Origin of the sequence: Synechococcus sp. H60.1 (assembly GCF_047462335.1) — a bacterium.
GTDB lineage: Bacteria > Cyanobacteriota > Cyanobacteriia > Thermostichales > Thermostichaceae > Thermostichus.
Genome location: NZ_JANSJA010000052.1, coordinates 1 through 19,397, shown reverse-complemented (window position 1 = coordinate 19,397; position 19,397 = coordinate 1). Strand labels below are relative to the sequence as shown.

20 protein-coding genes are annotated in these 19,397 nt (G+C 60.8%); 12 read left to right on the top strand and 8 right to left on the bottom strand.

Going from position 1 to position 19,397, the window contains the following annotated elements; translation table 11 throughout:
• Positions 1–2 precede the first annotated feature (2 nt).
• The gene (locus NW852_RS02795) at positions 3–1,247 is read left to right on the top strand and encodes an FAD-dependent hydroxylase (protein WP_414364073.1); all 1,245 of its coding nucleotides are present in this window, start codon (positions 3–5) and stop codon (positions 1,245–1,247) included.
• Here NW852_RS02795 and NW852_RS02790 read toward each other — a convergent pair.
• From NW852_RS02790 to NW852_RS02780, 3 genes are all read right to left on the bottom strand, one after another.
• Positions 1,217–2,932 (bottom strand): helicase HerA domain-containing protein, encoded by a 1,716-nt coding sequence (locus tag NW852_RS02790; RefSeq protein ID WP_414372002.1) that lies wholly within the window; start codon positions 2,930–2,932, stop codon positions 1,217–1,219. The genes NW852_RS02795 and NW852_RS02790 overlap by 31 nt on opposite strands.
• A 10-nt stretch (positions 2,933–2,942) precedes the next feature.
• Positions 2,943–3,716 carry an Ig-like domain-containing protein gene (locus tag NW852_RS02785; RefSeq protein ID WP_414371914.1) on the bottom strand — a complete coding sequence of 258 codons (774 nt, stop codon included), beginning with the start codon at positions 3,714–3,716 and terminating at the stop codon, positions 2,943–2,945.
• A 250-nt stretch (positions 3,717–3,966) separates the two neighbouring features.
• On the bottom strand, positions 3,967–4,335 hold the full coding sequence (locus tag NW852_RS02780) for an AbrB family transcriptional regulator (protein WP_011429082.1): 369 nt from the start codon (positions 4,333–4,335) through the stop codon (positions 3,967–3,969).
• Positions 4,336–4,694: 359 nt separating this feature from the next.
• On the opposite strand from NW852_RS02780, the gene coaBC reads away from it, so the two are divergent.
• The 4 genes from coaBC (at position 4,695) to NW852_RS02760 (ending at position 10,038) form a co-directional block, all read left to right on the top strand.
• A complete protein-coding gene (coaBC, locus tag NW852_RS02775) occupies positions 4,695–5,918 on the top strand; it encodes a bifunctional phosphopantothenoylcysteine decarboxylase/phosphopantothenate--cysteine ligase CoaBC (RefSeq protein ID WP_414372000.1) in 1,224 nt (407 codons plus the stop codon).
• Between the two features lie 67 nt (positions 5,919–5,985).
• The gene (locus NW852_RS02770) at positions 5,986–6,756 is read left to right on the top strand and encodes a hypothetical protein (protein WP_414364075.1); all 771 of its coding nucleotides are present in this window, start codon (positions 5,986–5,988) and stop codon (positions 6,754–6,756) included.
• Positions 6,757–7,014: 258 nt separating this feature from the next.
• Entirely contained in the window at positions 7,015–8,133 is a 1,119-nt protein-coding gene (gene cax, locus NW852_RS02765) for a calcium/proton exchanger (RefSeq protein WP_414371998.1), read from the top strand.
• 186 nt (positions 8,134–8,319) lie between these two features.
• Entirely contained in the window at positions 8,320–10,038 is a 1,719-nt protein-coding gene (locus tag NW852_RS02760) for a mechanosensitive ion channel family protein (protein ID WP_414371912.1), read from the top strand.
• A gap of 36 nt (positions 10,039–10,074) precedes the next feature.
• Here NW852_RS02760 and NW852_RS02755 read toward each other — a convergent pair whose 3' ends face one another.
• The 4 genes from NW852_RS02755 to NW852_RS02740 form a co-directional block, all read right to left on the bottom strand.
• Positions 10,075–10,314, bottom strand: coding sequence for a DNA-directed RNA polymerase subunit omega (locus NW852_RS02755; protein WP_011429075.1), 240 nt, complete (start codon positions 10,312–10,314; stop codon positions 10,075–10,077).
• 108 nt (positions 10,315–10,422) lie between these two features.
• A complete protein-coding gene (locus tag NW852_RS02750) occupies positions 10,423–11,340 on the bottom strand; it encodes a cell division protein FtsX (protein WP_414426441.1) in 918 nt (305 codons plus the stop codon).
• A gap of 63 nt (positions 11,341–11,403) precedes the next feature.
• Positions 11,404–12,252: a cell division ATP-binding protein FtsE gene (locus NW852_RS02745; RefSeq protein WP_414364078.1), complete on the bottom strand. Its 849-nt coding sequence runs from the start codon at positions 12,250–12,252 to the stop codon at positions 11,404–11,406.
• Between the two features lie 42 nt (positions 12,253–12,294).
• Positions 12,295–13,044, bottom strand: coding sequence for a WecB/TagA/CpsF family glycosyltransferase (locus NW852_RS02740; protein ID WP_414364079.1), 750 nt, complete (start codon positions 13,042–13,044; stop codon positions 12,295–12,297).
• A gap of 104 nt (positions 13,045–13,148) precedes the next feature.
• On the opposite strand from NW852_RS02740, the gene NW852_RS02735 reads away from it, so the two are divergent.
• Positions 13,149–14,075 (top strand): alpha/beta fold hydrolase, encoded by a 927-nt coding sequence (locus tag NW852_RS02735; protein WP_414364080.1) that lies wholly within the window; start codon positions 13,149–13,151, stop codon positions 14,073–14,075.
• 76 nt (positions 14,076–14,151) lie between these two features.
• On the opposite strand, the gene NW852_RS02730 is transcribed toward NW852_RS02735, so the two are convergent.
• Positions 14,152–14,649 carry a pyridoxamine 5'-phosphate oxidase family protein gene (locus NW852_RS02730; RefSeq protein ID WP_414371907.1) on the bottom strand — a complete coding sequence of 166 codons (498 nt, stop codon included), beginning with the start codon at positions 14,647–14,649 and terminating at the stop codon, positions 14,152–14,154.
• Between the two features lie 144 nt (positions 14,650–14,793).
• On the opposite strand from NW852_RS02730, the gene ilvA reads away from it, so the two are divergent.
• The 6 genes from ilvA (at position 14,794) to NW852_RS02700 (ending at position 19,105) form a co-directional block, all read left to right on the top strand.
• The gene (gene ilvA / locus NW852_RS02725; protein ID WP_414364082.1) at positions 14,794–16,305 is read left to right on the top strand and encodes a threonine ammonia-lyase, biosynthetic; all 1,512 of its coding nucleotides are present in this window, start codon (positions 14,794–14,796) and stop codon (positions 16,303–16,305) included.
• Between the two features lie 101 nt (positions 16,306–16,406).
• Positions 16,407–16,628: a high light inducible protein gene (locus NW852_RS02720; protein ID WP_414364083.1), complete on the top strand. Its 222-nt coding sequence runs from the start codon at positions 16,407–16,409 to the stop codon at positions 16,626–16,628.
• Positions 16,629–17,153: 525 nt separating this feature from the next.
• Positions 17,154–17,444, top strand: coding sequence for a DNA adenine methylase (locus NW852_RS02715; RefSeq protein ID WP_414371902.1), 291 nt, complete (start codon positions 17,154–17,156; stop codon positions 17,442–17,444).
• Between the two features lie 81 nt (positions 17,445–17,525).
• A complete protein-coding gene (locus NW852_RS02710; RefSeq protein WP_414364085.1) occupies positions 17,526–17,684 on the top strand; it encodes a DUF559 domain-containing protein in 159 nt (52 codons plus the stop codon).
• A gap of 257 nt (positions 17,685–17,941) precedes the next feature.
• Positions 17,942–18,514, top strand: coding sequence for a Uma2 family endonuclease (locus NW852_RS02705; RefSeq protein ID WP_414426444.1), 573 nt, complete (start codon positions 17,942–17,944; stop codon positions 18,512–18,514).
• A gap of 18 nt (positions 18,515–18,532) precedes the next feature.
• A complete protein-coding gene (locus tag NW852_RS02700; RefSeq protein WP_414426440.1) occupies positions 18,533–19,105 on the top strand; it encodes a Uma2 family endonuclease in 573 nt (190 codons plus the stop codon).
• Positions 19,106–19,397: the final 292 nt, after the last annotated feature.

Sequence of the window (19,397 nt, the reverse complement as noted above, 5' to 3'; positions counted from 1 at the left end):
CAATGACGCTCCTTGCTCCCCCTCCGGAGACTCTGGACGCCCTCTACGACGTGATCATCGTTGGCGGCGGCATTGCGGGCTTAACCCTAGCTTGTGCCCTGCAGGGATCCGGCCTGCGCTTGGCCCTCATTGAGGCCCAGTCGGCTGAGGCAGTCAGGCAGCGCCCCTTGGCCTATGCCCTTTCGCCGCTCTCGATCCGCATCTTTCGGGCCATCGGGGTGTGGGAGGCGCTGGCTCCCCACATCACACCCTTTGCCCAGGTGATTCTGACCGACGCCAACGCTCCCCAGCGGGTGACGTTTAGGCCGGAGGATGTGGGGGAAACGGCAGTTTTCTACTGTGGTGAACATGGCTGGCTGCAGCAGATGCTCCAGGAGCGGGTGGCTGCGGATCCCCAGATCACCTGCTACTACGAAGCCAGGGTGGAGAGGGTCACTTATGGAAAGGCCGCGGCTGAGGTGGAGCTGGAAACGACCCAAGGCCGACGCCGGCTGGCCGCCTCCCTGGTGGTGGCTGCTGACGGCCTGCGCTCCCAGGTGCGCCAGGGGGCAGGGATCCCTAGCGACGGCTGGGACTACTGGCAGTCGTGTATCACCGCCCTGGTGGCCCCTGCCCAAGATCACCAAAACATTGCCTACGAACGCTTCTGGCCTGCTGGCCCCTTCGCCATCCTGCCCCTGCCCGGCAATCGCTGCCAAGTGGTCTGGATCCTGCCCCATGAGCAGGCCAAGGCTACCCTGGCGCTCCCCCAGGCTGACTTCTTGGCCGAGATGCAGCGCTACTACGGCGTCCAGGGCGGCTGCCTTACCTTGCTGAACCCGCCCCAAGTCTTCCCGGCCCGTCTGCGCCAGAGCCGCCGCTACTATCAGCACCGCCTGGCCTTGGTGGGGGATGCAGCTCACCACTGCCATCCCGTGGCGGGCCAAGGGCTAAACCTCGGTATCCGCGATGCCGCTGCCTTGGCTCAGGTACTGCTGGAGGCTTACAGACGGCACGAGGATCTGGGAGATGTCAAAGTCCTGTGCCGCTACGGCCGCCGGCGCCGCTGGGAAAACTGGCTGGTGCTACTCTTCACAGATTTACTTACCCGCACTTTCTCCAACTCCTACTGGCCCCTAGTGGTCTTGCGGCGCTTGGTCTTGCAAGGAATGATCCTCTTCCCACCGCTGCGGCGCTTTTTGCTGCGCCTGATGACTGGCCTCTGGGGAAGCTCTCCCTACAGCCCCAGTTCCTCCTTGGCCTTTTGAGCTGCCCAAAGCACCTCCGCATCGGCGGCCTGGGACCAGTCGGGATCGGCGATCTGGGCGTAGAACTTTTCGTCATAGGGTCGGGTTTGCACCACCACCGGCATAGGTACGGCATGGCCGAGAACCAGAGCCTGCTGTTTGGAATCCAACTTGGCCAGCACCGTTTTCAAGTTCTGGCTGCCCGCTACCCCAGTAAAGACAGCGTCGATATCCTGCTCGTCGTTGAGGAGGGCCGTGATGCGGGTGCCCAACTGCGACATCACCTCGCTGTCGATACTGGAAGGGCGCTGATCCACCACCAGCAGTGTCACAAAGTACTTGCGCATCTCGCGGGCAATAGTGCCGAAAATGGTCTGCTTGGCCGCCCGCGGATCCAGAAAGCGGTGCGCTTCCTCGATGGTGATGCACAGTTGCCGGGGCCGGTCGAGGGGATTTTTGGACTGCAGGTACCGCTCTGTCTGCTGCACATAGGCCTGGTGGATGCGGCGGGTGATGACGTTGGCTGCCAACATGTAGGAGAGCAGGTTGGACTGGGATCCGAACTCGATGACCACGTGGATGCCGCGGCTGAGGGCCTCCAAGATCTCGCCAATGTAGTTGTGGGGCAAGCTGTTGCGGATGTACTTGAGGTCGTCGAGGCGGGTCAGCTTGCGCTGCAGGGCCAGGATCGAGGCCTTGTTGCCCATCTTCTGTTCGCAAAACTCTTGAACCTCGGCGTTGGAGAGGCTCAAGAGCCGGCTGATCCAGTCGCGGCCAAACTCGTTGCGCAGGATAATGGCGTTTTCCAGGCTGGCCTCGGAGAGGTTGAGCTCCTCCGCCAACAGGGCCAGATCTTCCACCTCGATCTGGTTGTAGGCAATAAACAGTTCGCGGGCATCCCGCACCCCTCGCCGCCGGGTGGAATCGGGATCCAAGGTATAGATTTGTACCTGGCCGGGGAAGAGCTGCCGCAGCCCCTTGACAGTGGTGGCCTGCCTATCCTCGCTGGCCGCCTCCCAGCCATACTCAGAGTGCATATCAAAAATTAGGTTCACCGCCGCCCGTTTGCGGATGATGCCCGCCAGGAGCAGGCGGGCCAGGAAGGATTTGCCGGTGCCGGACTTGCCGAAAATGCCGTTGCTGCGCTCCACCCAGCGATCCAAATCCAGACAAATGGGCACCGCCATGTCCAGAGGCTGACCGATGGCAAAGTTGCGCCGAGTTGGATCCTCTTCCCAGCCAAAGACGGTGCGAAAGTCCAGCTCCCGCGCTTCGTACACCTGGGAAAAGTGGGCCGGCACTGTTTTCACCGGCAGCAGCTCCATCGCCTCAGCACCAGGAAGGGCTGGGCCGCCATCTTCTAGCCGGTTGGGATCAATGAGGGGGTACAGCCTTTCCCCTTCCGTCTGCCGCGGCACCAACATCAGCATTGGCGTGAGGGCGATAACCCCGTAGGTGCCGGTACCCGCCAGCACCTCCTGCAGCAGGGTCTCTTCCGGGCGGGGGGGGTTGACCAGGATCTGGGGGTTGCTGGTTGCTAACGTAACGTCGGTGAGCAGGCCAAAGAAGCGGTGGCGCTCCCCTTGAATGACCACAAACTTGCCCACCCGCAGGTCTTCTACCGAAACGCCAGGGTTGAGGCGAGCTTCCAAGCCCCGACTCAGGGATCCCTGAATCACCGTGGCCAAAGGTTGGGAAGCGGTCATGGCGGTGAGACTAGTTCTGGGCACGGGCGCTGGTGCGGGGGGCGCCATCCTGCACGATCCAGGTGCGGACGATCTCCACCTCCTCCGGCGTCCAAAAGCCCAGACGGGAGAGGGGCAGCCCGCGGGCCTGGATGTAGGCGATCTCCGGGGATCCGCCGCGGGCCTGAGAGCGGTTGGGATTGTTGGCGTTGAGAATGGTGGCGTGGCGGCGCGTCCAGCGGGGATCGATCAACTCGCTCTTGGGATCCCCTGGCTTGACGTAGGCCAGAACCGCCTCGTAGCTATCCAGCAACTGGGTGCGCTGTCGCCCCGCCGGCTGGTGACAGCCGACACAACTGGCCTCCAGCAGCGGTTTGATGTCCCGCTCGTAGGTAAACTGCGGCTCGGTGCGAAAGCGCAGTTGGATAGCCTGCTCCAGCGGCAGCCCCTCTTGGGGGGCAATCGTAAGGATGTAGTCGGTGCTGAAGCGCAAGGGATCTCGAGGCTTAAGCAACAACTCGTCTCCCTGCACGTCGAAAATAACCGCTGCCGGCGGCTCCAACTGAACCGCCAGCCGTTGTAGATTGGGATCCAGCGGCCGATCGAATTGCAGCCGAATGACTCCATCTATCAAAACATCCTGCTGTTCAGGGGCAGGTTGAGAAGAGACCCACTGTAAAGACGCATTCGACTGGGACCAAACCCGCGGATGAGACCCGCTGATAAAGAACATTGCTGCCAACAACAACAGCCCCGCCCAAGTTTGCCAGCGGCGAGCCAGGTTCTGTGCAGTTGAAGTGTACATTGCCGCCGCCCTCATGAACTTTAACTTTTGTCAGAATAACGAAGCCCTCTGTGCTTTAGCCATCAATTGATACCTATTGATACAGACAGCTAGGGATCCTCAACGAATACGAGGATCCCTTGTCTGCCTAAAAGCAGTGTGACGATGGAGGGAAAGAAGCATCTCGCCCTTCCCTAACCATCGAGGGCTTTACCCAAGCTGAAACGCTGTTATCAGCAGAGAGAACCTCGACAAGGCAGGCGACAGGAAATCAGTCGATGCGCTCTAGCTTGATGTTGTGGTGGCCCAACTTGATCTCGAACTGATCCCCGGGCTTGAGGCCCATCTTCTTAGTGTAGGCAGCTCCGATGAGGAGGTTGCCATTCTTGTGAACCGAAACGCGGTAAGTCGGAGCCCGACCGCGGGAACCGTTCTCATCACTAGCATCGAGATCCACACCGACTGCCTTCAGCAAGGCGTTGTTGAACTGCATCAGATTCACTCGCTCCTGACCATTCTTGGTATAGGTGACGTAGCCACAGGCGCGAGCTTTTTCCTTGCGATCCGCATTTCCCATCGAAGTTACCTTGTCGAGGAGCTCTTGGCCAGTGAGTGGTTTTGGTTTACCGGTCGTAGTCATATCAAGATGGTTCAAGGACAACAGTTAGTGTAGCCAAAAACAAATAGCGATTGCAATAGAGTTGCCTTCAACTCTTTCTTATTAGAGGGGATAAGTTCGGCAACCGGAATGGGATCTGAAGAGGCGAGTGCGCAAAACAGCGGTAGTGAATTCCCTCTGCGGAACAGAACCTGTAGAGTCGAGGTCGGACTTTCGCAAAGAGGGGTTCTCCCCAGGCAAGCCATAGGCTCGTAAGTGCTGTTCTCAGCGGGCTTTGCAGCCCGAGCGCTAGCACCTTTGGGCGAGGGATTCCTGTTGGGTCACTGGTAGGAGGCAAAAGCAGGGAAACTGGAAACAAGGCTGTTTGAGTGTTCTCTGGTATGGATCCCTTCTGGTCGGGGCGGCGTCTGCTGGTTGGGGTGAGTGGGGGAATTGCTGCCTACAAAACGGCGGCTTTGGTATCTGCTCTGGCCCAGCAGGGGGCAGAGGTGAGGGTGGTTTTGACGAAAGCTGCAGAACAGTTTATCTCCCCGCTGACATTTGCCACCGTGTCTCGCCAGCCAGCTTTTACAGATGCCGAGTTTTGGCAAGCCACGCGGGGACGACCGCTGCACATCGAGCTGGGGGAATGGGCCGAAGCTTGTCTCATTGCCCCCTTATCGGCCAACACCTTGGGCAAGGTGGCCCAGGGGCTGGCGGACAATTTGCTCACCAATGTGGTTTTGGCTTGCCACTGTCCGGTGGCCCTGGCACCGGCCATGAATACTCACATGTGGAAGGCTGAAGCAGTGGCCGAGAATTGGCAGCGGCTGCAGCGGGATCCCCGCTTTTGGGCCTTGCCCACTGCCAGTGGCCGCCTGGCCTGTGATGCGGTGGGGGAAGGGCGTATGTTGGAGCCAGAGGCGCTGCAGGAGTATGTGCGGGCTCTGCTCTGGACAGGGGGAAAAAAAGACTGGCAGGGTAAGCGGCTATTGGTGACGGCGGGGGGAACGCGCGAGCCCATTGACGCGGTGCGTTTTATCGGCAACCCGGCCAGTGGGCGGATGGGGGTGGCGCTGGCGGTGGCAGCCGCCTGCCGGGGGGCCAACGTCACGCTGGTGCATGGGCCGCTGGGGATCTCCTTTGATCCAGCACCCTTCGCCATTCGGGCCGTGCCGGTGGAGACGGCAGCCCAACTGGAGAGAGTTTTGCAGGCGGAGTTTCCCCAGGCCGATCTCTTGTGGATGGCTGCCGCTGTGGGGGATGTTCGCCCCGCCCAGGTTTACGCGGGGAAGCTGCCAAAAGGCGAACTGCCCCAGATGCTGCCCTTAGAACCCGTCCCTGACCTGGTGGCAGCTTTGGCCCGCCACAGACGTGCTGGCCAGCGCCTCATCGGCTTTGCCGCCCAAAGTGGGGATCCCCTCCCCCCGGCCAAGGAGAAGCTGCAGCAGAAAGGGCTGGATGCCATTGTGGCTAACCCCATCGACCAACCGGACAGTGGCTTTGGCAGCAGCCACAACCAAGGCTACTGGATCCCGCGGCAGGGCAGCCCGGAACTGCTCCCGTTGACCACCAAACCGGCCCTGGCTCACCGGCTGCTGGATCTGGCCCTGCACCTGGGCTGACTTCCATACCGCGATAACGCTCCCGGCCAAAATCAGGTACCTTTGAGGCTAAGCGCAGAGGGATCCGATGGCGATCATCGTTTTGAAAGCCTGGTATTTGGATTCGGTGTTGTCTGCCTCCCAAGTTCAACAGCGAGCCCCTGACTTGCGCCTAAGCCGTACTGGCCTGCTGAAAACGGCGATGCGAGCCGATTTCCTCGACGATGTGGAGCAGGTGAAGGCCTCTGTCTGGTGGCAACGCTACTTGGAAGGGGAGCTGGTGGAGTTTTACATCGAGGGCAGCGGTGCCTATAGCATCTCCAACCTCGATCTGATCAGCCGCGAGATCTACTTCAACAAGCGGGCCACCCTGAACATGACGGAGCCGGCCATCTACTTCTGCGGCCAAGCGGATTATCCCGACTCCAGCGCCACGCTGCACCAAGCGTTGCAGGCGGTGGTGGAGACCATTAACCGCCATCACCAGCCGGTTCTGCCGCTGCAACTGCAGGGATCCCCGCCCGCTGACAGCGAGACACCTCTAATCGACGCAGCGCTGATTCGCAAGCTCAAGCATGCGCTGCTGGTGGTGGCCGATGTCACCCCGGTGCAGGTGAATGGCCGAGGGCGCCCCTTGCCCAGTCCCCAGGTCTGTCTGGAGTTGGGCTATGCCCTGCAAGCGAAGCGCCCCGAGCAACTGCTGCTGGTGCAACTGCCCCGGGACGGCATCGAGGGATCCTTCCCCTTCGGGGTGGAGGGCAGCAGCTTTTTGAAAATCGGCGATCCGCAGCGCCTGCTGGATCAACTGGAAGCTGAGATCCTCCGCCTGCTGCAGCGCCATCGAGTCATCTCCCTCTAATGGCAGCACCTACCCAAGCCTCCCTGGCAGCAGCTAGACTGCTTTGGAGGGCCGCCTGCTCTGTCCATCGACCTAAAGGCGGCTCTTGTCTTGGGCAGAGCCTTCTTTCCCCACAGTCAGACGGCTGCAGCCGCCGCCACACTTCGGAAACTCTCTATCAGCCTCTACTTCCCTGGAACTATGACCCTGGCCGATGCAAATTCTCTGGGTTCTCCGGATCGCTCTGCAGCAGGTTGGCAGAGAGGTTTGAACGGCCTGATGTTCCTGCTGCTGGCGGGAGTTCCTCTATCTTGGGTGGGGCACTTCCGAGGCTGGGATCCCAATTGGGTCTTCCTCTGTGCCGCTTTGGCAGTGGTGGCCTTGGCCAAGTTTATCGGTCAGGCCACGGAGGAAATCGCTGCCTTGACCGGGCCGACCATCGGGGGGCTGATCAACGCCACCTTTGGCAACGCCACCGAGCTAATCATTGGCCTGGTGGCGCTGCGGGCAGGGCTGGTGGAGGTGGTGAAAGCCTCGATCACCGGCTCGATCATCAGCAACCTGCTGCTGGTGGCCGGGCTGGCCATGTTTTTGGGCGGCATCAAGTTTCGCGAGCAAAGCTTTCGGCCCGAGGTGGCCCGCATGAACGCCTCGGTGATGAACCTGGCGGTGGTGGCCCTGATCTTGCCCAGCGTGGTGACCTATGCCGACGCCAACTTGGGAGCGCTCTCCATCCAAGAGCTCTCCACGGCGGTGGCCTTGGTGCTGATCGGGGTTTATGGCCTCACTTTGCTGTTTTCCCTCAAAACCCACAGCTACCTTTACACCATTCACGAGGCAGAAGCGGCAGAACATGAAGCCGCTGCCCGCCTTGCTCCCAATCCAGTTTTGCAGGCAGAAGGATCCATTCCCCAGGTGTTGACGGCCCCGCCCGAGCAGCCTGGGCTATGGCCTTGGGTGTTGGCCCTTTTGGGGCTGACGGTGTTGGTGGCTCTTGAGTCGGAGTTGCTGGTGGACACCTTGGAGGCTGCCCTAGAACGCTTGCACATGACACCGCTGTTTATGGGGGTGATCTTGTTGCCGATCATCGGCAATGCAGCCGAACATGCGACGGCAATCACGGTGGCCATGAAAGACAAGATGGATCTCTCCTTTTCAGTATCTCTGGGCTCGACGATGCAAATTGCCCTGTTCGTGGCGCCCCTGCTGGTGCTGGCCGGCGACCTGCTGGGCCAGCCGATGAACTTTAACTTCGGCACAGTGGAGCTGGTGGCGATCGCCGTCTCGGTGTTGCTGGTCAACTCCGTCAGCAGCGACGGCCGCTCCAACTGGCTGGAGGGGCTGTTGCTCTTGGCCACCTATGCCATTCTCGGCATTGCTTTCTTCTTCTTAGATTAATGGGAAGAACTTCAGCATCGGCTCATGCCGCACAATCTGCAAGCTTCAAGTAGATCGAGGCGGAGAACAGCGGGATCCCTGCTTTGGCCGCTCCTTTTCGGCACGTCCCTCGCCCTATCCCCGGCCATCGAGCCGGCATGGGGTCAGGAAACTTCTCAAAACAACGGCACCGCCTCCAACCGGCCTTTGCTCAACCCCTTACATGCTCTGGAAGAGTTGCGGCAGGCGCTCAGCCTGCCCACCGCCTCCATCCAAACGGAGGCCGTGACGCTGGATGGACGGCGGCTGTTTTTGGTCGCCGCACCGCAGGGGGATCCCGGCAGCGTGCCGCCGGTGTCGCAGCGGGCACGCTCCATCGAACAAACCCTGCGCCAGTTGGCCCAGTCGGGCTTCGACCCAGAAACGTTGCAGGTGGAGGTCGTCCTCGACAGCCAAACCAACCAGCCGGTGATCCGGGTGAATGGGCGACATTTGATGACCATCACCTCTCTGGACGCTCAGCTTCAGGGCAGCCAGCCGATGGATTGGGCTGAACAGGTGGCGGGCATTGTCGAGGAGGCCCTGCGCACCTGGCAGCGGGAACGGCAGCCTCAATTTTTGCGCCGCCAAGCCCTGATAGCCCTCGCCATTCTGGCAGCAGCGGGGAGCCTGAGCCGGCTTTGTCAGCGAGAACGACGACGGCTGCAGCAAAAACGCGATGCCCTGCAGGCGGAGTACCAGGCCATCCAAGCAGAGGTGCAGGAGCGCCTCCAGGGGGAGCCGGGCGCGGATCCCGTCTTGGTTGAACAACAGGCAGGGCGCAAACGGCAGGCATCCTATTTGGAGCTGCAAATTCGTCTGCTGCGCCTGGTGCAGGTTGGCCTGTGGACGGGCGGCGTTGGGGTGAGTTTGGGCCTTTTCCCCCAAACACGCCCCTTGCAAACGTTTCTCCTGGTCTCGCTGCGCGGCCCTCTGCTGCGCTTGGCAGGGGTGGGCCTGGCGACTTACGGCAGTGTTTGGCTGAGCAGCCTGCTGCTGGACGGCCTCTTCGCCGCCTTGCGCCAAGAGCAGTGGCAAAATGCCCCCACCTATCGCCTCAGCAAACGCCTCAGCACCTTCGCCAGTGTCTCCAAAGGAGTGACAGCCACCGCGCTGGTTTTGCTGGGATCCCTGGTCGGCTTGGCCTCAGTGGGGGTGAATATCGGCCCTTTGGTGGCCAGCCTGGGCTTCATCGGGCTGGGGATTTCCCTGGCTGCCCAGGATTTGATCAAAGACGTGATCAACGGGCTGTTGATTTTGCTGGAAGACCAATTTGCCGAAGGAGATGTGATCGTGGTAGACGGGCGGAGCGGCCTGGTGGAACACATGGATCTGCGGCTAACCCAGTTGCGCAACACCGAAGGCAGCCTGATCTCCATTCCCAACAGCGCCATTCGGGTGGTGGAGAACCTCTCCAACGGCTGGTCGCGGGTGGATTTGGGGATCGTGATCGCCTACGAAAACGACCTGGAACAGGCGATCCGCATCACCGAGCAGGTGGCGCTCCAGATGTACCGGGAGCCGGCTTGGCGGGACAAAATCCTCGAGCCCCCCGAGATGCACGGCGTCGATGACCTGGGGGAGCGGGGGATCACCCTGCGCATCTGGATCAAAGTGCAGCCCCTACAGCAGTGGCGGGTGGCGCGGGAATATCGCCGTCGCCTCAAGCATGCCTTCGACCAAGCCGGGATCCGGATTCCGTTTCCGCAACAAACCCTCTGGTTCCACAGCCCCTTGGAGATGCGCATCCAGGGCCTCAGCCCAGAGGAGACCCACCGCCTGCTGCGCCTGATGGAGTCGCGGCTCGAGGCCCGTCCACGGGAAAGAGATCCTGACCCAGAAGACCTCACAGACCAGGTTCCTGCCGAGGGTCTTCATCGCCCTTAGCCGCCCAGCCGGCCTGCAGTTGCGACAGGGCCAAAGCTACTCGTCGCCGATGATTTCCGGCTCGGTCAGTTCATCCGACATCTCGATGATGGCGCGGCGAATGGGCTTCATCCAGCCCTCTTCCACATCGTTGGGATCATCGTAGCGGCGACGCTTGGCCCGATTGGCCACCTGCACCGTGATGCGATAGCGGTTTTTGGAAGCGTTAATTAACGCCTCTACCCGACGCATCAGCTCGTCGTTGTCGATGCCCAAGTGAGGGTTGCGCAAGGTCATTGTCGGAGTCCTGCCTTGTCGGTTTTGTTACCAAGTGACCTTTTATCCTAGCAAACCTCTCGGCAGCTCATAAGGGCATCAGCCTAGCCCAGGGTGAGGGATCCCCAATCAAAACCAACGTCCCACCGACTTGCGCACCGCAATCAAGCTGCTGCTGGTGCCCAGAAAAACCCCCATCCCCAGCAACAGCAGCAGCAGAAACCAAAACTCTCCCTGGCCGGGATCGGCCTGCACTACCTTGAGGAAGGGCAGCGCAATCAACCGATCCAGCGCCTCCTGCAGCAACTGTCGGGATCCCAGAACCAAGCCCCAAGCTCCTAGCGCGCTGACTACCCCGAACAGGCAGCCCTGCAAAATAAAGGGCAAGTAAATCCAGGTCGCCGTCGCCCCCACCAGTTGCATCACCTCAATCTCCCGGCGCCGCGCCATGACAACCAGGCGAATGGTGGTGGTGATCACAGCCACTGCTGTCAGGGCCAACACCCCGGTGATGCTCAGGGATCCCAGACGTAGCACCTCCTGGATTTGGGCCAGTTGCTCCACAATGCGGCTGCCGTAGTACACCTCGTCTACCCCTTCCAATTGGCGAATCTGTGCCGCCACCTCCCCCAGGGCTCCGGCAGAATCGGCTTTGACCCGCAGGGCATCCACCAAAGGGTTCTCCCCCAACTGAGTCTCCAGGGTCGCCTCATCCTGGATCCCCATCTCCAGCAAAAGGTCGCGCCAAGCTTGCTCTTTGGTGATGACCCTCACCTCCGCCACATGAGGCAGTTGGGCAACTTGGGGTTGCAAATCCACCCCCCGGCCTTCCGGCTCTAGATAGACGGAGATCTCCAGTTGCCCCCCCAGAGACTGGACTGTCGCATCCACCCCCCAAGACAGCTCAACGCTGATTCCCACCAGAAACAGCAACACCAACAGGGTGCTCACCGCCGCCCAGTTTAGCCAGCCTCCCCGCCGCAACCCCAAAAAAGTTTCCTGCAGGAGGTAGCGGATTTTGTTGAGAAATCGGGAGAGAGATTGCATGCTGTTTACCGCCCAACACTGCCAGTAAACCCAATCTTCAGGATTCCCACCCTATGCAGCGCCTCAGCGCAGATCATACAGGCGTCCTCCTTCCAGGCGCACCACCCGGTGACCCGCCCGCTCCACCAGATAGGGGTCGTGGCTGGTCATGAGGATCGTCACGCCAAAGGAATTGAGCCGCTCCAGGATCTGCAGAACCAAGAGCGAGTTTTCCCGATCCAGATTTCCCGTTGGCTCGTCCGCCAGCAACAAGACGGGCATGTTGACAATGGCGCGGGCCAAGCTGAGGCGCTGTTGCTCCCCTCCCGAAAGCTCGTGGGGGAAGTGATCCCGCTTCTCGGTCAGCCCCACCATCTTCAAAGTTGGCCCCAGGCGGCGGTGGATCTCTGCTGGGGAAAGTCCCTGGGCCCGCAGCACAAAGGCCACATTTTCCGCCAGGGTGCGATTGGCCAAGAGGCGATAGTCTTGAAAAACCACCCCCAAGCGCCGCCGCAACATTGCCAGAGGGCGGGGCGGGATGCAGTAGGGCCGCCGCCGACCTTCCGAAGAAAACAGACACACCTGATCCACTATCACCGTGCCCTCGGTGGCCTGTTCGGCCCCGTAGAGCAGCCGTAGCAGGGTGGACTTGCCTGCCCCCGACACTCCGGTTACGAACACAAACTCGCCGCGGCGCACCTCTAGGTTCACATCTCGGAAAACCCAGTTGCCGTTGGGAAAGACCTTGCTCACCCCCTGCAACGACACCATGCTCTCAGCGCTACCTGGGGCCGGCAGGGATCCGGGCTGGGGCTTGGGGTAGAGGCCCAAGGTGGTTTCTGGGTCGGTTGGGGCGGGGAGGGAGGGGTTGGGGGTTGTACCAGCCCAAGGGTGAAGGCGAGGAGCGTAGCCAGTGTGCTGACCAAGCATCATGGTAAAACGCTTAGACAGAAGAGAACGAGTGGAGCTGCCAGGCTAGGAGCGCGAGGGAGAAGAGGGATCCCACAGCACCCGCCAGGCAAACCTGGGCAAAGCCAACATGCGTCGCCAGCGCCAGGGTTCCTGATAGAGACGATACAACCATTCCAGGTGATGGTCACGCCACCAGCGGGGGGCCCGTCGTTTTTGCCCAGCCCAAATGTCGAAGCTGCCCCCCACCCCCATCCAGATGGCCTGGGGCAGAAGGGCCCGCCGCTGGCGGATCCACAGCTCCTGTCGCGGGGATCCCAGCCCCACCCACACCAGTTGGGGTTGAATTTTTTGGAGAGCTTGCAGCAGTTTTTCCTCTTCGGCGCCAGAGAAGTAGCCGTGATGGCCCCAAATGGACAGAGAGGGAAAGCGAGCTTGCCACTGCTGAACCGCTGCCCGGTTGACTTCCGGCCTTCCTCCCACCAAGGCCAAGCGCCACCTCCGTTCTGCTGCCCGCGAGATCAAAGCTTCAGCCAACTCGATCCCTGGCACCCGCTGGACACGGATCCCCTGCCGCCGCAAGGCCCACACCACCCCAATGCCGTCTGGGATCACCAGCTCAGCCTCCTGCAGCACTTGGGCAAAGGCCGGATCCTGCTGCGCCTGCATGATCATCTCCGGGTTGCAGGTGACCACCTGGGCACCCTGGCCCTGGCTGATGCGGGCTTCAATCCAGGCGGTATAGCTCTGCAGATGGGCTTCCGGCAGGGCTAGGTGCAGGTTGACGCCCAAAAGGGGGTAAGTTACCAATGACATTGCCACAGGCCTAGGGAGAGAACTTGCTTCCCCATCCAAATTGTGCCAACAAAAAAGAGCGCCATCCTTCGGGGTGAGACCAAAAACACCGGCCAGGGATCCCCATGCTCTCCGAACAGCCTTCCCCAAGCGTCTTGGCCCCCCGCGAGGGGCGCTGGCTCTGGCAGGGCCAGTCCATCCGCTACCAACAGGCGGGATCCGCTGGCCCAGCAGTGGTGCTTATCCACGGTTTTGGGGCCAGCAGTGACCACTGGCGGAAAAATTTGCCGGAGCTGGGGCGGCACTGCCGCGTGTACGCCCTGGATCTGCTGGGGTTTGGGGGATCCGCCAAGCCCTTGCCAGGATCCCCTTTCCCCTACACCTTTGAAACCTGGGGCGCCCAGGTGGCCGATTTTGGGCGGGAGGTGGTGGGGGAGCCAGCTTATCTAGTGGGCAACTCCATTGGTTGCATTGTGGCCTTGCAGGCAGCTGTTTTGCAGCCAGGCCAGGTCTTGGGGGTGGCGATGTTGGATCCCTCACTGCGGCTGTTGCACGAGCGCAAGCGTCGCCAGATCTCTTGGCTGCGCCGCCGAACCACTCCCCTCATCCAGTCCTTGCTAGGGTGGCCCCCTTTTGGGCGGTTTTTCTTTGCCCAAATAGCCCAGCCCCGGGCCATTCGCAACATCCTCCTCCAAGCCTATGGGCGCAAGGAGGCGGTTACGGAAGACCTGGTGCAGCTTTTGCTGCGACCGGCCCTCGATCCGGGGGCGGCAGAGGTTTTCTTGGCCTTTGTGCGCTACTCCCAGGGGCCCTTGGCCGAAGATCTCCTGCCCCAGGTCACCTGCCCCGTCCTCATCCTCTGGGGAGAGGCGGATCCCTGGGAGCCCATCGCCCTAGGGCGGGCCTTGGCCGAGTTCCCCTGCGTGGTGGGGTTCATCCCCCTGCCGGGAGTTGGCCACTGCCCCCAAGACGAGGCCCCGGAGCTGGTCAACCCACTGCTGCTGGCTTGGATCCGGGATCCCACCCGAAAACCTGAGCTCAGGATCCCCTAGCAGCGCCTCTCCCAGAGGAGGGAAGTTGGAATTGGCCTAACTTTTCTCGCAAGGGGGGAGGTCTGGGTTCTCCCGCCTAAGAGCGACCGAGGTGCTCCAGTTGCTCCAGGTTGGGGCCGCTCAGCCGGAAGGCCTGGCCAAACCCCTGAATGAAGCTGCCGCCAGTGGGGGTGATCTGGCAGAAGTGGAAGTCCGCTAGGCCGAGGATCATCTCGGCTATCTCGTACTTGGCACGATAAAGAGCCTCGAACCCCTTGGCTTGAGCTTCCTCGCGGCTGAGGAACTGGGCTTTTCCGCTCACCATCACCCGCGGCAAAGCGTGGTTGCTGCGGGGATCCCCCGGCGTGGGCAGCTCGTGGATGAGCAGGCTGGCTCGCGGATCCGCCCGCAAAGCCTGGGTGTGGGCAGAAAGGTCGCTGATGACAATGGCAAAGCGCAAGGGATCCCACTGCACCACAAAGGGCACCAACGACACTGCTGGGGAGCCCTGATCCAGCACTGCTAAGCTGGCCACCGGCTGGCCCTCCAGCAGCGCCTTCAACTTTTCCTGCACCGACATCGCTTTTTCTCCCATTGCCCCTGCTATTATCCCCAAGCCCCCCTCGCTTGAGAAGGGCTGGATCCCTGGGATAATATCCATTGCCCGTTTGAGCAGCCCGCACCACCGGGAGCAACATTTTTCGACCTTTTTCAACCCTATCGACGTCGATACATCCCAATGTATTGTGACTATCTTGTTCAGATCCTCACGGCTCGCGTTTACGACGTCGCCCAAGAAACCCCCCTGGAGCCGGCTTTTAACCTCTCCCGCCGCCTGAACAACCAGGTCTGGCTCAAGCGGGAAGATCTGCAGCCGGTTTTCTCCTTCAAGCTGCGGGGGGCCTACAACAAGATGGCCCACCTACCCTCGGAGCAACTGGCCCAAGGAGTCATCGCTGCTTCTGCCGGCAACCACGCCCAAGGGGTGGCCCTGGCAGCGCAGCGACTGGGCACCCACGCGGTCATTGTGATGCCCGTCACCACCCCCCAGGTGAAGATAGAGGCGGTGCGGGCGCGGGGGGCCCAGGTGGTCTTGCACGGCGACACCTTCGACGACGCCTACGCCTACGCGCGGCAACTGGAAGCTGAAAAGAGCTTGACCTTCATCCATCCCTTCGACGATCCCTTGGTGATTGCCGGCCAGGGCACCATCGGCATGGAGATCCTGCGCCAGTATCAACAGCCCATCCACGCCATCTTCGTCGCCGTTGGCGGGGGCGGCCTGATCTCGGGCATCGCCGCCTACGTCAAGCGCCTGCGCCCGGAGATCAAAATCATCGGGGTAGAACCACTGGACGCCGACGCCATGTACCGCTCCCTACGAGCTGGCCGAAGGGTGCGCCTCTCCCAGGTAGGCCTGTTTGCTGATGGGGTGGCGGTGCGAGAGGTGGGGGAAGAAACCTTCCGCCTCTGTCAGCAGTACGTGGACGAGATCCTCTTGGTGAGCACCGACGACACCTGTGCCGCCATCAAGGATGTCTTTGAAGATACCCGCTCTATTTTGGAGCCCGCCGGCGCCTTGGCCATTGCCGGCCTCAAAGCCTACGTCAGCCGCACCGGCATCCAGGGACAGACCCTGGTGGCGGTGGCCAGCGGGGCCAATATGAACTTCGACCGCTTGCGCTTTGTGGCCGAGCGAGCCGAGATCGGCGAACAGCGGGAGGCCATTTTCGCCGTCACCATCCCCGAAGAGCGGGGCAGCTTGCGCCGGTTCTGCGCCCACATCGGCCAGCGCAACCTCACCGAGTTCAACTACCGCATCGCCGATACCCAAGAAGCTCACATCTTTGTCGGCCTACAGGTGCGGGATCGGGCCGATGCCCAGGCAGCGGCCCTGGATCTGGAGCGGGCTGGCTTTAAGACCTTGGATCTCACCGACGACGAGCTGGCCAAGCTGCATCTACGCCACATGGTGGGGGGGCGCTCCCCCTTGGCTGAGAACGAGCTGCTCTACCGCTTCGAGTTCCCGGAGCGGCCCGGGGCCCTAATGCAGTTCTTGTCTTGCATGAGCCCCAACTGGAACATCAGCCTCTTTCACTACCGCAACAACGGCGCCGACTACGGTCGCGTCCTCATCGGCATGCAAGTGCCCAGCTGGGAAATGCCCGCCTGGCAGCGCTTTCTGGATACCCTGAACTATCGCTACTGGGACGAAAGCCGCAATCCGGCCTACAAGCTCTTCCTGGCCTAGTCAGTGTCGGCTTATTGCGGGGGTGAACAAAGTTGTAAACAAAACTTTACAATCTTATGTGGAGCGCGCTACGCTGGTAGAGAAAGAGCAAGGAGAATCCTATGAGCAAATATCGCTCCGTCGTAGTTGAAGAAGGTGGCCGTCTCAACAACTACGCCATTGAGCCGGAGATGTACGTGGACACTGTTCCGCGGGTGGGCTTCACCGACTATGCAGAGCGCTTGAACGGGCGTTTGGCGATGATCGGCTTTGTTGCCCTAATCCTGTTTGAAGCCTTATCCGGAACTACTCTCATCGGCTGGCTGCAGTCCTTGGGGCAGTAGGAGAGGGGAAGGCAAGCCGTGGCCTGGGGAATCCGGGGTAGCCAACCTGGGAGTACAGCCTTTTGCGTGAACAAGCCTTTCCTTGGCTGACTTTGCACACAGAGGGATAGCTTGGTAGCCCTGTACTCAGCGCTCCGCGCCGCTGACGCGAGTAGTGCGGGGCGGAAAAGCCCGCCAGCGACTTTAGTTGCTCATCAATAGTGTAGTTGTCACCGGGGCGTACTGTTCCCAGGCGCGCCCCTAAGACGGTGAAAAACCCGACCAGTGGCAAGCGTCCGGAAGATACTAACGTCTGAGCTAAGCTGCAAGGACTCCGTCGCGCTGACGCGAACAGAAAAGCCAGCAGAACCTTTGGGCTTTGCCTCAAGGAATTCTCTAGAGGCGTCTTGACAGCGCTTTTATGAGTTTGTTTTTGAACGGCGTAAGAATCCCCTGCCTTTAGGTGGTGGGAGTGTCAGCGCGCATTGAAAAGACAAGGGCGGCAAAGCCAAGCAAGTGGTACCGGGCCTGGTTTCTTGGGACGCTGTGAGCGATCCCAAGTCCGGCATTCTGGAGGCGACCCAACGGGAGATTGGCCGCTGTTTGGCCTGGGATCCCGGTGAGGAGCCGCCCACGGATCCCCAGGCCATCAGGGAGTCCACTGCTAAGTACGCGCCGCCAGTTTACGACCCCTTTGCTGGCGGGGGAGCGATCCCGCTGGAGGTGCAGCGGTTAGGGCTCAAGGCTTATGCCAGTGACTCAAACCCGGTGGCCGTTCTCATCAATAAGGCTCTGATTGAAATTCCACCGCGATTTTCAGGACAGGCTACCGGTTAGCGCCCTCACCCCCAACCTCCTCTTCCACAAGGCGAGGGGGAGTCAGAGAAATGGAAAGTTCCTCCAGCAATTTAGAAGAAGATGCAGGAGGTGGCTCGACAACTGCGGCGGGAATCTACACCTTCTGAAGGGATTTTGTGGGAAGCGCTGTGTAATCGCAAGTTGGAGGGGCGCAAATTTCGGCGGCAGCAACCGATCGGCACATTCGTGGTCAATTTTTCTGCAAGGAAGAGGCTTTGATTGTAGAGGTCGATGGCCAATCCACAAGCACCAAAAAGATTTGGATCGCCAACGAGAGGAACTGCTGGAAAGCCTAGGACTGCGCTTTGTGCGCCTGAGTAGCCACTTGGTAGAAACCAATCTCCCCGTAGCCCTGGATCGAATCCGCACTGCCTTCCTCCCCTCTCCCTCTGGGAGAGGGGTTGGGGGTGAGGGATCCAAAAGACTACAATAGCGCCAGCCCATCCTCAAATCCTCTGAACGGGATCCCTCAAGCTGTGATCTCCCTCAACTTACGGCCCAGCCTGGAGTTGACCGATGAAGTTTTTGAACAGCTTTGCCGGCAGAACCCTGAGCTGCGCTTGGAGCGCACCGCTCAAGGCGAGCTAGTCGCCATGGCCCCTGTCAGCAGTGAGAGCGGACTTCGCAATGCCGACCTGCTGGGCCAGCTCTGGCAGTGGAACCGCCGCACGAGCTTAGGACTTGTCTTCGACTCCTCCACGGGTTTTGCCCTCCCCAATGGGGCCATTCGCTCTCCCGATGCCGCCTGGATTACCAAGGAGCGCTGGCAGCAGCTTACTCCAGAGCAGCGCCGCCGCTTTGCACCCCTTTGTCCAGATTTTGTCCTGGAATTGCGCTCCCCTTCCGACGACCTGGCCGCTTTGCAGGCCAAGCTGCAGGAGTACCTCGAAAACGGATCCCAACTGGGCTGGCTGATTGACCCGGAAAGCCAGCGAGTTTACGTCTATCGCCCCGCTCAGCCCGTCCAAGTCCTGGAGCGCCCAGCTTACCTCGAAGGGGATCCCGTCCTCCCTGGCTTTGTTGCCGATCTCAGCTTAGTTTGGGAATAGTTCCCAGGGAACTTGCCTATGATTGCTCTTAACCTACGATCTAGCCTGGAGTTGACCGATGAAGTTTTTGAACAGCTTTGCCGGCAGAACCCTGAGCTGCGCTTGGAGCGCACCGCTCAAGGCGAGCTAGTCGCCATGGCCCCTGTCAGCAGTGAGAGCGGACTTCGCAATGCCGACCTGCTGGGCCAGCTCTGGCAGTGGAACCGCCGCACGAGCTTAGGACTTGTCTTCGACTCCTCCACGGGTTTTGCCCTCCCCAATGGGGCCATTCGCTCTCCCGATGCCGCCTGGATTACCAAGGAGCGCTGGCAGCAGCTTACTCCAGAGCAGCGCCGCCGCTTTGCACCCCTTTGTCCAGATTTTGTCCTGGAATTGCGCTCCCCTTCCGACGACCTGGCCGCTTTGCAGGCCAAGCTGCAGGAGTACCTCGAAAACGGATCCCAACTGGGCTGGCTGATTGACCCGGAAAGCCAGCGAGTTTACGTCTATCGCCCCGCTCAGCCCGTCCAAGTCCTGGAGCGCCCAGCTTACCTCGAAGGGGATCCCGTCCTCCCTGGCTTTGTTGCCGATCTCAGCTTAGTTTGGGAATAATCTGCCCCGAGTTGCCCTCTTTTCCCACCTGCCCCTTCTTGCAGCCCTTGACCGGTGGCTATCAGCAACCACGAACGTAAACTTCCCCCGACTTCAGCCGGGGGCTTAGGGACTCCGTCTCGCTGACGCGAACAGTAGCCCTGTAGTTGGCCTGCCAACCCTAAACCCCCCTCTGTCCGCCCGTATACGGGGGATGTAGGGGAGCAGGCCGGTTTACAGCAGCCCCCAAAAGCGCAATTACAAAGGACTCCGTCCCGCTAACGCGAGTGGTAAAATCTGCATCCCCTTCCCA

Excerpts from the sequence above, each read along its gene's own strand:
- NW852_RS02795 (WP_414364073.1), top strand. The coding sequence starts at position 3 with ATGACGCTCCTTGCTCCCCCTCCGGAGACTCTGGACGCCCTCTACGAC.
- NW852_RS02790 (WP_414372002.1), bottom strand. The coding sequence starts at position 2,932 with ATGACCGCTTCCCAACCTTTGGCCACGGTGATTCAGGGATCCCTGAGT.
- NW852_RS02785 (WP_414371914.1), bottom strand. The coding sequence starts at position 3,716 with ATGTACACTTCAACTGCACAGAACCTGGCTCGCCGCTGGCAAACTTGG.
- NW852_RS02780 (WP_011429082.1), bottom strand. The coding sequence starts at position 4,335 with ATGACTACGACCGGTAAACCAAAACCACTCACTGGCCAAGAGCTCCTC.
- coaBC (WP_414372000.1), top strand. The coding sequence starts at position 4,695 with ATGGATCCCTTCTGGTCGGGGCGGCGTCTGCTGGTTGGGGTGAGTGGG.
- NW852_RS02770 (WP_414364075.1), top strand. The coding sequence starts at position 5,986 with ATGGCGATCATCGTTTTGAAAGCCTGGTATTTGGATTCGGTGTTGTCT.
- cax (WP_414371998.1), top strand. The coding sequence starts at position 7,015 with ATGTTCCTGCTGCTGGCGGGAGTTCCTCTATCTTGGGTGGGGCACTTC.
- NW852_RS02755 (WP_011429075.1), bottom strand. The coding sequence starts at position 10,314 with ATGACCTTGCGCAACCCTCACTTGGGCATCGACAACGACGAGCTGATG.
- NW852_RS02750 (WP_414426441.1), bottom strand. The coding sequence starts at position 11,340 with ATGCAATCTCTCTCCCGATTTCTCAACAAAATCCGCTACCTCCTGCAG.
- NW852_RS02745 (WP_414364078.1), bottom strand. The coding sequence starts at position 12,252 with ATGATGCTTGGTCAGCACACTGGCTACGCTCCTCGCCTTCACCCTTGG.
- NW852_RS02740 (WP_414364079.1), bottom strand. The coding sequence starts at position 13,044 with ATGTCATTGGTAACTTACCCCCTTTTGGGCGTCAACCTGCACCTAGCC.
- NW852_RS02735 (WP_414364080.1), top strand. The coding sequence starts at position 13,149 with ATGCTCTCCGAACAGCCTTCCCCAAGCGTCTTGGCCCCCCGCGAGGGG.
- NW852_RS02730 (WP_414371907.1), bottom strand. The coding sequence starts at position 14,649 with ATGGGAGAAAAAGCGATGTCGGTGCAGGAAAAGTTGAAGGCGCTGCTG.
- ilvA (WP_414364082.1), top strand. The coding sequence starts at position 14,794 with ATGTATTGTGACTATCTTGTTCAGATCCTCACGGCTCGCGTTTACGAC.
- NW852_RS02720 (WP_414364083.1), top strand. The coding sequence starts at position 16,407 with ATGAGCAAATATCGCTCCGTCGTAGTTGAAGAAGGTGGCCGTCTCAAC.
- NW852_RS02710 (WP_414364085.1), top strand. The coding sequence starts at position 17,526 with ATGCAGGAGGTGGCTCGACAACTGCGGCGGGAATCTACACCTTCTGAA.
- NW852_RS02700 (WP_414426440.1), top strand. The coding sequence starts at position 18,533 with ATGATTGCTCTTAACCTACGATCTAGCCTGGAGTTGACCGATGAAGTT.